This is a genomic window from Arthrobacter sp. Dra40 (assembly GCF_059091905.1).
Genome location: NZ_JBNHHB010000173.1, coordinates 1 through 11,064 on the forward strand (window position 1 = coordinate 1; position 11,064 = coordinate 11,064).

The following is an 11,064-nucleotide window of genomic DNA, read 5'->3' on the forward strand; positions in this document are numbered from 1 at the left end:
GCATTCCTGGTCTTTCTTGCCATTGCCGTTGCAGGCGCCGCCGCCGTGGCCGCGTCTGGACGCCGGGGCCGGAAGAAGGCGGCAATCGGTGAAGCGGCTGCCGGGGATGGCTGGGAGCGCGGGCGCGTGGCAGCCGTGCGTGGCCTGAGCGAGCATGAGGCCCGGTTGCCCCCGGTCCTGCTGCCGGAGCATCCGCGGGCAGAAGACTTGGACAGTGTGCGGTTTTCCACGGCTTTGCGCGGCTACAGGATGGACCAGGTCGACGAAGTGCTCGACGTCCTGCGGGCGGAGCTGGGCGCGAAGGAGCGGCTGATCCGGCACCTGAGCCACCCACAGCCAAGGCGCGACGGCGGTGCCCGCCCGGGCCGGGAAGGATGACCGGGGTGCAGGACCGCCCTCCGCGGACGCGGGTGCTCCTGGAGGCAGCACACGCGGAGCTTTTGTTCTGGCGTCGCCGGGTAACCGGCTGGCCTTGGTGGGTCCAGGTCAGCGTGCTTTATGCCCTGTCCCGGGTCTATTCGCTGCTGGTGTTTCTCGCGGTGGCCCGGCAACAGGGCCCGAACCCGTGGACGGACGCGCATCCGGACTATTTGTCCTTCATCGGCATTTGGGACAGTGCCTGGTACCGGCAGGTGTATCTGGAGGGCTATCCAGCGGAGATTCCACGCGGGCCGGACGGGCGGGCCGTTGAGAATCAGTGGGCGTTTTATGCGCTCTTCCCCGGCATTGTCCGTGGCCTGGCGACAGTCACCGGGCTGAACTGGCAGCTTCTCGCTCCCTTGGTGGCTACCATCGCCGGGTTTGTCGCGGCGTTGGTCATCTACAAGCTCTTCCGCCACTATGCAGCCCACGGCACCGCGCTGTGGGCCGTGGCCTTCGTCGCGGTCTTTCCGGTCTCGCCGATCCTGCAAGTGCCCTATGCGGAGTCGTTAAACCTGGCGTTGCTGGCCGCCGCGCTGCTGCTGCTGGTGCGGCGGAAGTACGTGCCGGCACTTCCGGTGGTCGTGCTGATGTGCCTGTCGCGGCCCGTTGGCGTGCCGTTTGCCGCGCTCGCCGGTCTCCATCTGTTGTGGCGGATCAAGCAACGCCGTAGCGATCCGCTGGACACCCCGGAATTCCTCCGCGCGGCTGCCCTTGCGCTGGTGAGCTGTGGCGCTGCGGTGGCCTGGCCGGTGCTGGCTTGGTCGGTGACCGGTGAGCTGACCGCCTACACGGACACAGAGACTGCGTGGCGTGGCGAGGACTTGATCCTGTTCAAACCCTGGTTCGACATGGGCGTTAACTTGTTCGGGCCGCTGGGCGGAATGATTGCCCCGCTGCTGCTGGTGGGTGGGGCCGCCTGGTTCCTCTGCACTGCGCCGGCCCGGAGCATCGGCGCGGACCTTAGGCTGTGGTGCGTCTGCTATCTGGGTTACCTGCTTGCCTTCCTGCACCCGCAGACCAGCACCTTCCGGTTGCTGCTTCCGCTCTTTCCGCTGGCGCTGGCGGCGGCCTTCGTCTCGGGCAGCCGCGCCTACCGCGTGTGCCTGGCGGTGATGTTCCTCGCCGGGCAAATTGTGTGGGTCACCTGGCTCTGGTCGTGGGCTCCACTGCCCGGAGGCGGCGACTATCCGCCGTAACCACAGGCCGCTGCCTGTGCACTGCGTGTCGGAAAATTAGCAACCGGTTGTGATGTACGCGATAATGGGAAGTGGTTGGACATGGCTGCCTGCACTTAAGGGCTGCCGATGTGAGGTTGGCGGGCAAGACGATTACCGATCGGTCTGCCCCATGGCGGAAGGGAATTCCCAGATGGCTGCGATGAAACCGCGTACCGGTGACGGTCCGATGGAAGTGACCAAGGAGGGGCGCAGCCTCATCTTGCGGGTCCCCATCGACGGTGGTGGGCGTCTGGTGCTGGAACTCAACGCGGAGGAAGCCGGCAACCTCAAGGACTGCCTGCTCGGTGTCACCAGCGACGTGGCAAGCTAGGAACCGTTTGCTGTGAGCCGCGTTCCTGCCACCGCTGAGGAACAGACCGCCCGCCGTTTTGAGCTGGCCCTGATTGATCCGCCGATGGCGCAGGTCCGGGTACTGCCAGCGCTCGGTCGCGGCCAGTCGCCTGTCCAGGGCGCCGCCGGCGCTACTGTGCTCGCGGTGCCCATTGCCGCCGGTGACGGCAGCACCGAGGGGATCACGCCGCAGCCTCGCCGCGGTGCCGCGGAAGCGGCGGCCGGCTTCGGTGCGGATGTTGCAGCCCTGGCGGAGCTGCACGGGGTGTCCGGCAAGGCCGGCGAGGTGCTGGCGGTGCCGGCACCGCCGGAGAGCGGGGTCCTTCCCCCGCGTCTGGTCCTGATAGGCCTGGGCGGCGGCAGCGGATCGGAGCTGCGCAAGGCCGGAGCTGCCTTGGCCAAGGCGACAATGGGCGCCGAATGTGTGCGCAGCACCGCCGTCGACAGCCTGCCGGAAGATTTGCAGCAGGCATTCATTGAGGGATTCATGCTCGGCGGCTACCGGCCTCCGCGCGCGGGCACTTCGGCCGCGCCGAAACCCATGGCTGCGTTGCTGGAACTCAGCGGAATCGCGGACCAGACGGCGGCCACGGCAGCAGCGCGTGCCCGGGCCACCTGGCTGGCACGGGATCTGGCGAACATGCCCTCCAACGTCAAAAACCCGGAGTGGATGGCTGCCCAGGCCGGGCGTCTTGCCGCTGCCCGCGGCCTCGGGATCCGCATCTGGGACGAGCACCAGTTGGCCGCGGAAGGGTTCGGCGGACTGCTGGCGGTGGGATCGGCCTCCCTGACTCCGCCGCGGCTGGTGCAGCTGGACTACACGCCCTCAGCGGCGGACGAGAACACCAAGCACGTCGTCATCGTCGGCAAGGGCATCACCTTTGACACCGGCGGCCTGTCGCTCAAACCCCGCGAACCCATGGTGCCGATGAAGACCGACATGGCCGGCGCCGGCGTCGTGATGGCGGTGCTGGCTGCGGCCGCGGAGCTGGGTGTGCCAAACCGCGTCACCGGCCTGCTTGCCCTGGCCGAGAACTCCATCGGTGCCGGCTCCTACCGGCCGGGCGACGTGGTGACCGTCTACAACGGCACCACGGTCGAGATCGGCAACACGGATGCCGAGGGACGCATGGTATTGGCTGACGGCCTTTCTTACGCCGCGGCGCGGCTGCAGCCTGACGTCCTCGTGGACATCGCCACCCTCACCGGTGCCGCGTCGATGGGGCTGGGCAAGCAGCATGCGGCGCTCTACGGCACGCAGTTGCCGCTGGTGCGTGCCCTCGAAGCCGCGGGCGAAGCGTCCGGGGAGCGGGTCTGGCACATGCCGCTGGACGAAGTGGCGGCCGAGTACGGTTTTGCGCTCGAGTCCGGCATCGCCGACATTTCCCACATCGCTTCGCAGAAGTCGAAGGTCGGCGGGGGATCAATCACTGCAGCGCTGTTCCTGCGCGAGTTCGTTGGCGCCAGTCCGTGGATCCACCTGGACATCGCCGGACCGGCCCGCGCCGACTCCGACCAGGCTGAGGTCACGAAGGGCGCCACCGGATACGGTGCCCGGCTGCTGCTGTCATTCCTGCGCTCCTATCGCGGCTAAGGGCCGAGGCGGGCGCCGGTCGGCAGCACGGCGTATCCGTTCGTCAGTGCTTGACGGCCAGCAGCAGTCCGTCGCCGGTCGGCAGGATGGTGGACAGCAACTGGTCGTTGTCCCGGATGGCCTTGCCGACCTTGCGCAGGGTAGTGGTGGACTCTTCGCGAATGGCCGGGTCCGAGACCCGGTCGCGGTCCAGCGCATCGTTGACAATGAGCATGCCGCCGCGCTTGAGCAGCCGGACGGCTTGCTCCACATACTGCGGGTAGGAGGGCTTGTCTGCGTCGACGAAAACCAGGTCATAGGCGTTGTCGGTCAGCCGCGGCAGCACGTCGGCCGCGCGGCCGGAGATGGTGCGGGTGCGGTTGCCCGGAATGCCGGCGTCGGCGAAGGCCTGGCGTGCCGCGCGCAGATGGTCGACGTCCGCGTCAATGGTGGTCAGTACCGCCGCCTGGGGCAGTCCGCGCAGGAGGCAGACTCCGGACACGCCGGCGCCGGAACCGATCTCCACCACTGTGTGGGCCTTGGATCCCGCGGCAAGGACGGTCAGAGCCGCGCCGACGCCGGTGCTGACAGCTGCTACCCCCAGCTCATGGGAACGTTCACGGGCTCTCAGCAAGACGTCATCCTCGGCGGGAAGCCCCTCCGTGTAGGACCAACTCGTCTGCTTGTCGGCACTCATTGAACATCGCTTTCTCTTCACATGTCTTCAGGGGAACGGCGCGGGGCCGCAGTGCCAAGCCTACTGCCACAAAAGGCGTGCTTTCCGCGCCCGCGGCGGGAACGGCAGGCCATTGCCGGGCGGCCGGCGCCGCCCGGCAGAAGTTGCGGGTGTTTGTGCAGCCTCTTTACAGAGTTCTCCCAGATTTCTGGGCCAAGATAATTACCCGGGACGCCGTGACAGACCGGAAGCATGTGCGCCGCATCCGCACGCCAAGGACGGCGGGCGGGATGCAGGCCAGGCCGAGAAAGGGGCAGGACCATGACGAAGCTTCAGGACGCCGCACCCGACGCCGCGGCGGGCCACGAGCAATGGGTTGCTCCGACCTGGGATGAAGTGGTCCGCAACCATTCCGCCAAGGTATACCGCCTGGCCTTCCGCCTCACCGGAAACCGGTACGACGCCGAGGACCTCACCCAAGAGGTCTTTGTCCGTGTTTTCCGGTCGCTGGAGAACTTCAAGCCCGGGACCCTGGACGGCTGGCTGCACCGGATCACCACCAATCTCTTCCTGGACCAAGCCCGGCGCAAGAGCAGGATTCGGTTCGACGGGCTCAGCGAGGAAGCCGAGGCCCGGCTGCCCGGCAAGGATCCAGGCCCTGAACGCAGTTTCGAATTCAACAATCTCGACATCGATGTGCAGGCCGCCCTCGAAGAACTGCCGCCCGACTTCCGGGCCGCCGTGGTGTTGTGCGATTTGGAGGGCCTGTCCTACGACGAGGTCTCCGCGGCGCTGGGTGTCAAGCTGGGCACCGTCCGGTCGCGCATCCACCGCGGCAGGACGATGCTGCGGGAAAAGCTTGCCCACCGCGATCCCGGCGGCAAGCGCCCCCGCCTGAAACTGCCGCGGATCGCCGGAGCCCACTGATCGCTGCGATGCTCCACCCGGATAGAGAACTGGCGGAGTACCTCGACGGCGAACTTCCCGACGATCGCCGTCCTGCCCTTGAGCGCCATCTTGAACGCTGCCCGCGCTGCCGCCGGAGTGTCGAGGAGTATCGTCAGATCCAGGACCGCCTGCGCTCGATGGAAGTGCCGCCCCCCGGCGAGGACCTGACCGCGAGGCTGTTGCGCTGCGGCCAGCCGAACAGCGGCACGCCGGACAGCATCGAACCCGGCCCGCCCGAAACCGTGCATTCCCTGGCGTCGGAAGGCCGGACCTCCCCGTCCGTGGCCGCCGGTGCCGACGGGCCGTCCGGTACCGCTGCCTCCACGCCGGCTGCCGGCCCCCGCGCAGCGGCTCACCGCGGCAAAAGGCCCGGACGCGTGCTGGCTGTGGCCGGCGGCGTCTTGGGCGGCTGTGCTGTGTTGACCTTGTCCGCAGCTTTCCTCCTGGGTGGTGAAGCCCGGCACACGGCCCCCGGAACGGACCCAGCCGCTGGAAAAGTGTGGGCACCCGTTTCCGCGCACGCGGGTACTGCCCGGTCGATCGCCATGGACAGTGCTGCACTCGAGGAACTGCAACGCAGCGGCTGGACCTGTCCGCTGTTGCTCGGGCTTGGCTACCGTATGCAAAGTGCCGAACAGATGATCGTCGACGGCCAGCCGGCCGTCAGGATGGATTTGCGCGACGGCAGCCGCCGGATCGTCGTCACTGAACAACGGCACATGGCCGCGAAAGCGGAGCAGACGGCCCCGGCTGCGCCGCCGGTGAACGCCATCACCGGGCACTCCGTGACCATGGACGGTTTCCGCGAAGTCGCCGGCCTGAACCGCGAGGTCTGGGTGCGGGGAGGTGAGGAGTGGACCGTGGTGCTCGATTCCGATGAGGTGACGTATACGTTGTGGTCCGACCTCCCGATGGCCGACATGCCCAAGGCAGTCAGCCAGGTGGTCCTGACGGAAAACTCCCGTCTGGAGCAGTCGCCTCAGTCACCGGCGGACGATCCGCTCAGCCGCGTCATCCGGGGGCTCGGCATGATGATCAGCCCGCCTCCTGCCGGATGAACCGCGGCATGGAAAGGACGCGGCCACACCCGTGCAGTGAGCGGCGGCGCCCCGGGGCGCGTTGCGGCGCCAAGTGGCTGACCGGTACGGCGAACGGGTAATCTTCAATCGTGTTTGGAATCAATGGCTCAGAACTGATCATCCTGGCAATCCTTGCCGTGGTGATCCTTGGACCTGAGCGGTTGCCCGAATACGCAGCCCAACTGGCCCGCTTCGTCAAACAGCTCAAAACGATGGCCGCCGGAGCTAAAGAACAGCTGCGTGAAGAGGTCGGCGACGACATTGTCGACATGGACTGGCGGAAGCTCGATCCCCGGCAATACGACCCTCGCCGGATTATCAAAGAAGCCTTGCTGGACGACGATGAAGCACCGCGTCCGGCACCGGCGCCCCCCGCCGTGGCCGCGGCTGCCGCAACAGCAGCCGGTGCGGCAGCGTCCACCGGCCCGAAAGCGACGGCGCGTCCGCCGGCCAAGCCGCAGGTCCAGCTGGCCGCGGACGAACCCGCGCCATTCGATACCGAGGCGACCTGACCCATACGCGGCTCAACCGCCGTCGTGCGGGATCAGGAGGGTGGGCTTGGCCGAATCCGGCAGGGCTTAGCGCGGGGAAACGCCCAGCTCCCGGCCGGCCAGCCCGCGCGGACGCGCCGCCAAATCCGCTGCGATCCGGCGAAGCTCGGCTGCTGCCTCTTCGGCGCCGGAGCCTTCCTCAGCGTCCAGGACAATCGGGTGGCCGGCGTCGCCGCCCGCCCGCAGCGCCGGTTCCAGGGGAATGCTTCCCAGCAGCGGTACCGGCGTCTCCAGCACGGCACTGAGGCGCTCGGCGACGGCCATCCCGCCGCCCGAGCCGAAGACTTCCATCTTCGATCCGTCGGGCAAGGCGAGCCAGGACATGTTCTCGATGACTCCCGCCACCTGTTGACCGGTCTGCGCGGCAATGGCCCCGGCACGTTCGGCCACTTCGGCCGCGGCGCTTTGCGGCGTCGTCACGACGAGGATTTGCGATGACGGCAGCAGCTGCGCCACCGAGATGGCCACGTCCCCGGTGCCGGGGGGAAGGTCCAGGAACAACGCATCGAGATCGCCGAAGTAGACGTCCGTGAGGAACTGCTCCAGCGCCCGGTGCAGCATGGGCCCGCGCCAGGCCACGGGCTGGTTGTCCGCCACGAACATGCCGATCGAAATGACCTTCACCCCGTGAGCGACCGGCGGCAGGATCATCTCGTCCACCCGGGTGGGAGACTGCGTGATGCCCAGCAGCCCCGGCACGGAGAAACCGTAGACGTCTGCGTCGATGATGCCTACGCGCAACCCCTGCGCCGCCATGGCGCACGCGAGGTTGACGGTCACGCTGGACTTGCCGACCCCGCCCTTGCCGCTCGCCACGGCGTAGATGCGGGTAAGCGAAGCGGGATCGGCAAATGGATTGCCGCGGCCGGACCCACGCAGCTGCTCCTTGAGGTCGTTGCGCTGCCCGGGCGTCATCACGTCCAGCTCGACCGCCACCCCGGACACGCCCGGGACAGCGGCCAGCGCCTGTTCCACATCGGCGGTGATGGTGCTGCGCAGCGGGCACCCGGCGATGGTGAGCAGCACGCCGACGGTGACCACTCCGGCGTCGTCAATCCGGACGTCCTTGAGCATGCCCAGCTCCGCGAGGGGACGGCGAAGCTCCGGGTCGATCACCGTTCCCAGCGCGCGCCTTACGGCGGCCGGATCCGGGTGTTGCGACAGGTGTGGATCAGTCATGCATCAGTTCTCCTGGCCGCCGCTTCCGGGCGGCGGCAGCTTGGGCAGCGAGATGGTGGCATCGGCGGGCCGGCGCCGGCCGCGGCGGCGTTCGTCCCCGGACTCGTCGTCCAGCAGTTCTTCCAGCACCGAGCGCAGCTCGCTGCGGACGAAGTCACGCGTGGCCACCTCGCGGATGGCGATCCGCAGTGCGGCCAGTTCGCGGGTCAGGTACTCGGTGTCCGCCAGGTTGCGTTCCGCGCGCTGACGGTCCTGCTGCAGCGAGACCTTGTCCCGGTCGTCCTGGCGGTTCTGCGCCAACAGCAGCAGGGGAGCGGCGTAGGAGGCCTGCAGCGAGAGCATGAGGGTCAACGCCGTGAAGCCCAGCGCGGCGCTGTCGAAGCGCAGGTGTTCGGGTCCGAACGTGTTCCAGGCCAGCCAGAGCAGACAGAAAACCGACATCCACATCAGGAACTGCGGGGTGCCCATGAAACGGGCGAAGGACTCCGTGGCCTTGCCGAAATAATCCGGATTCGGCCTGAGGCGGACCAGCAGGCGCACGCGTGTTTCGCGCGGGGTGTCCAGTCCCGCCACGTTGATTTTCCGCTCGGTCTTCTCAGCCAATGCGTCCACCTCCAATCACGGGGGAGTCGTCTTGTGCCCGCCAGTCGTCGGGCAGCAAATGATCCAGGACATCGTCAACGGTGACGGCACCGACCAGCCGGCCGGCGCTGTTGACGACTGCCAAGGCATTCAAATTGTAGGTTGCGAGCGTGCGCGCCACGTCGCTGACATCGGCCAGGTCGAGCACCGGCTCCAAGTCCGAATCCACGATGTTGCCAAGTGCTTCCGGCGGGGGATAGCGCAGCAGCTGCTGGATGTGGACCACGCCCAGGTATTTTCCGGTGGGTGTCTCCAGCGGCGGCCGGCAGACGAAAATAGCCGACGCGAGCGCCGGGGTGAGCTCTTCGCGGCGCACATGCGCGAGAGCCTCGGCCACCGTGGCTTCCGGGGGCAGGATCACCGGCACCGGCGTCATCATGGATCCGGCGGTGTTTTCCTCGTACTCCAGCAGCCGCCGGACGTCCCTGGCTTCTTCGGGCTCCATCAGCTGCAGGAGCTCTTCCTTCTGCTCCTCCGGCAGCTCGGCCAGCAGGTCGGCGGCGTCGTCCGGGTCCATTTCTTCCAGCACGACGGCGGCACGTTCGGCATCCAGCGAGGTCAGGATCTGCACCTGGTCGTCGTCCGGCAGCTCCTGAAGCACATCCGCCAGCCGGTCATCCTGGAGCTCGCTGGCGACTTCCAGCCGGCGCTTCTGCGTCATCTCGTGCAGTGCCTCGGCGAAGTCGGCGGGCTTGAGGTCCTCATGGCTGGCCACGAACGTGGTGGCGGCCTGCGGTTCGTGGCGGGCGCCCTGATAGGCCTCGTTCCAGTCCACAATCAGCGTTTCGTTGCGGCGCAAACTGCGCAGCGGCGAGGTTGAATGGCCGCGCCGCACGAAGAGCTGGGAGACATACCAGTCGCCGTCGCGGGACTGTTCCATGCCGATGTCCAGGATGGTGGCATCACCGCTGCCGTCGGCGAGGGTGACGCGGCGGTCGAACATTTCGGCGACCACCAGGGTTTCGGCGCCGCGCTGTTCAAACCGGCGCAGGTTGACCAGCCCGGTGCAGATAATCTGCCCGGCGCTGATCGAAGTGATTCGGGTCATCGGGACGAAAACGCGCTTTTTACCGGGAACCTCAACCACCAGACCGACGACCAAAGGCGGCCGGGCAGGGCCGTAGTCGAGGACGACGGCGTCGCGCAGCCGGCCCAGGCGGTCTCCGAGCGGGTCGAAGACGTCCAGGCCGAGCAGCCGGGCTACGAAGACTCGGTTGGTTTTAGTGCTCACCCCTTTAGGCTACGTGCTGGCCCGCGAAATCCGGGATCCGGCAGGCAGTCGTTCCGGGGTTGAAGGGCCTCCGGCGGGCGGAAAACGGGGTGAGAGCGGGTTCGCACGTTCACCTGAAGCGATACCCGGACTATCCGGCGCTTATATCAGCGACAATGAGGGTATGTCGATGCTTGGACGTGCAGATTCCCGGGACCTCAGCCGTACCCTTCCACAGGGCGAGTTGATTGGTAACTACCGTTCCTATCTGGATGCCCAGAAGGTCGTGGACTACCTGGCGGACGAGGAGTTCCCTGTCCAGCACGTCACCATCGTCGGCAACGATCTCAAAACCGTCGAGCGTGTCACCGGAAAGCTTAGCTACCCGCGGGTGGCCCTGTCCGGCGCAGCCACCGGAGCATGGTTCGGCCTGTTCGTGGGCTTGCTGTTGATGCTGTTCGGCGGCGGGGAAACCTATGTGCTGCTGATTTCGTCCATGGCCATGGGCGCGGCCTTCTGGATGCTGTTCGGCATCATTTCCTATGCGCTGCAGCGCGGCAAACGGGATTTCACCTCCACCAACCAAGTCATCGCCACCAGCTATGACGTGGTGGTGGCCACCGAGGTGGCCCATGAAGCGCGGCGGCTGGCCGCGCAGCTGCCGATGGCCGGAACAGCACGTCCGGGGCCGCAGATGCATCCCGGCCAGGCTCCCTTTGGCCAGCAGCCACCTGCCGGCCCGCAGCCGCAAGCACCCGAGCGGCCCTCCCAGTGGGGCGAGGATCCCTACCGGCAGCCCGGCCAGCCGCAGCCCGGCCAGCCGCAGCCCGGCCAGCCGCAGCCCGGCCAGCCGCAGTCCGGCCAGCCGCAGTCCGGCCCGGTCCGGCCGGCAGCAGGGCCCGCGCCGGAACAGCCGGGGGTTCCGGGCCTGCCCGTGCGCGGACGCTACCCGGACCTGCCGGACGGCCGTCCGCAGTATGGGATACGTGTGACTCCGGAGCAGCAGACCCCGCAGCCGCAGCAGGCCGGCGAGCCGCTGCCAACCGGCGATGCCCAGGCTGGCAGCAGCCAGACTGCGGTGGAGGGCACCGAAGGTCCCTCCCGAGACGAGGACCGTCCCGGCACCTAACCTGCTCCGCTTCGCGCCGGCACCGCCGGCCCGGGCGTACAGCCGCAAAGGCAGCAAGGGATCCGCCGTGGCAAACGGCGGATCCC

General features: G+C 67.7%; 12 protein-coding genes. 8 read left to right on the forward strand and 4 right to left on the reverse strand.

Annotation, left to right across the window (positions count from 1 at the left end; all coding sequences use genetic code 11):
* From AC5RWT_RS29605 to AC5RWT_RS29620, 4 genes are all read left to right on the forward strand, one after another.
* Positions 1–378: DivIVA domain-containing protein (locus tag AC5RWT_RS29605; RefSeq protein WP_494083321.1), on the forward strand; the 378-nt coding region annotated here is incomplete at its 5' end.
* On the forward strand, positions 375–1,619 hold the full coding sequence (locus AC5RWT_RS29610; protein WP_494083322.1) for a hypothetical protein: 1,245 nt from the start codon (positions 375–377) through the stop codon (positions 1,617–1,619). The genes AC5RWT_RS29605 and AC5RWT_RS29610, both read left to right, overlap by 4 nt.
* 172 nt (positions 1,620–1,791) lie before the next feature.
* Positions 1,792–1,971 (forward strand): DUF3117 domain-containing protein, encoded by a 180-nt coding sequence (locus AC5RWT_RS29615; protein ID WP_127511285.1) that lies wholly within the window; start codon positions 1,792–1,794, stop codon positions 1,969–1,971.
* 12 nt (positions 1,972–1,983) lie between these two features.
* A complete protein-coding gene (locus AC5RWT_RS29620) occupies positions 1,984–3,585 on the forward strand; it encodes a leucyl aminopeptidase family protein (RefSeq protein WP_494083323.1) in 1,602 nt (533 codons plus the stop codon).
* Between the two features lie 43 nt (positions 3,586–3,628).
* Here the strand turns inward: AC5RWT_RS29620 and AC5RWT_RS29625 are convergent, their stop codons facing one another.
* Positions 3,629–4,261, reverse strand: a complete 633-nt coding sequence (locus tag AC5RWT_RS29625; RefSeq protein ID WP_494083324.1) for an O-methyltransferase — start codon at positions 4,259–4,261, stop codon at positions 3,629–3,631.
* A 300-nt stretch (positions 4,262–4,561) separates the two neighbouring features.
* Between AC5RWT_RS29625 and sigE the strand changes: the two genes are divergently transcribed.
* The 3 genes from sigE to AC5RWT_RS29640 all read left to right on the forward strand — a co-directional run bounded on the left by sigE (position 4,562) and on the right by AC5RWT_RS29640 (position 6,779).
* Complete coding sequence (gene sigE, locus AC5RWT_RS29630; RefSeq protein ID WP_493966337.1) at positions 4,562–5,167, forward strand: RNA polymerase sigma factor SigE; 606 nt, start codon at positions 4,562–4,564, stop codon at positions 5,165–5,167.
* 8 nt (positions 5,168–5,175) lie between these two features.
* A complete protein-coding gene (locus tag AC5RWT_RS29635) occupies positions 5,176–6,246 on the forward strand; it encodes an anti-sigma factor family protein (RefSeq protein ID WP_494083325.1) in 1,071 nt (356 codons plus the stop codon).
* Between the two features lie 110 nt (positions 6,247–6,356).
* Positions 6,357–6,779, forward strand: coding sequence for a twin-arginine translocase TatA/TatE family subunit (locus AC5RWT_RS29640; protein ID WP_494083326.1), 423 nt, complete (start codon positions 6,357–6,359; stop codon positions 6,777–6,779).
* A gap of 66 nt (positions 6,780–6,845) precedes the next feature.
* Here the strand turns inward: AC5RWT_RS29640 and AC5RWT_RS29645 are convergent, their stop codons facing one another.
* The 3 genes from AC5RWT_RS29645 to AC5RWT_RS29655 are packed head-to-tail and all read right to left on the reverse strand — an operon-like array spanning position 6,846 to position 9,870.
* Positions 6,846–7,997: an Mrp/NBP35 family ATP-binding protein gene (locus AC5RWT_RS29645; RefSeq protein ID WP_494083327.1), complete on the reverse strand. Its 1,152-nt coding sequence runs from the start codon at positions 7,995–7,997 to the stop codon at positions 6,846–6,848.
* Between the two features lie 3 nt (positions 7,998–8,000).
* On the reverse strand, positions 8,001–8,600 hold the full coding sequence (locus AC5RWT_RS29650; RefSeq protein ID WP_493966333.1) for a DUF1003 domain-containing protein: 600 nt from the start codon (positions 8,598–8,600) through the stop codon (positions 8,001–8,003).
* Complete coding sequence (locus AC5RWT_RS29655; RefSeq protein WP_494083328.1) at positions 8,593–9,870, reverse strand: magnesium transporter MgtE N-terminal domain-containing protein; 1,278 nt, start codon at positions 9,868–9,870, stop codon at positions 8,593–8,595. Before AC5RWT_RS29655 ends, AC5RWT_RS29650 begins: the two co-directional genes overlap by 8 nt.
* Positions 9,871–10,033: 163 nt before the next feature.
* On the opposite strand from AC5RWT_RS29655, the gene AC5RWT_RS29660 reads away from it, so the two are divergent.
* A complete protein-coding gene (locus AC5RWT_RS29660; RefSeq protein WP_494083329.1) occupies positions 10,034–10,978 on the forward strand; it encodes a YflT domain-containing protein in 945 nt (314 codons plus the stop codon).
* Positions 10,979–11,064: the final 86 nt, after the last annotated feature.

Bases quoted from the DNA above. Each gene is read 5' to 3' on its own strand.
- AC5RWT_RS29635 (WP_494083325.1), top strand. From the start codon at position 5,176: ATGCTCCACCCGGATAGAGAACTGGCGGAGTACCTCGACGGCGAACTT.
- AC5RWT_RS29660 (WP_494083329.1), top strand. From the start codon at position 10,034: ATGTCGATGCTTGGACGTGCAGATTCCCGGGACCTCAGCCGTACCCTT.
- AC5RWT_RS29615 (WP_127511285.1), top strand. From the start codon at position 1,792: ATGGCTGCGATGAAACCGCGTACCGGTGACGGTCCGATGGAAGTGACC.
- sigE (WP_493966337.1), top strand. From the start codon at position 4,562: ATGACGAAGCTTCAGGACGCCGCACCCGACGCCGCGGCGGGCCACGAG.
- AC5RWT_RS29625 (WP_494083324.1), bottom strand. From the start codon at position 4,261: ATGAGTGCCGACAAGCAGACGAGTTGGTCCTACACGGAGGGGCTTCCC.
- AC5RWT_RS29610 (WP_494083322.1), top strand. From the start codon at position 375: ATGACCGGGGTGCAGGACCGCCCTCCGCGGACGCGGGTGCTCCTGGAG.
- AC5RWT_RS29645 (WP_494083327.1), bottom strand. From the start codon at position 7,997: ATGACTGATCCACACCTGTCGCAACACCCGGATCCGGCCGCCGTAAGG.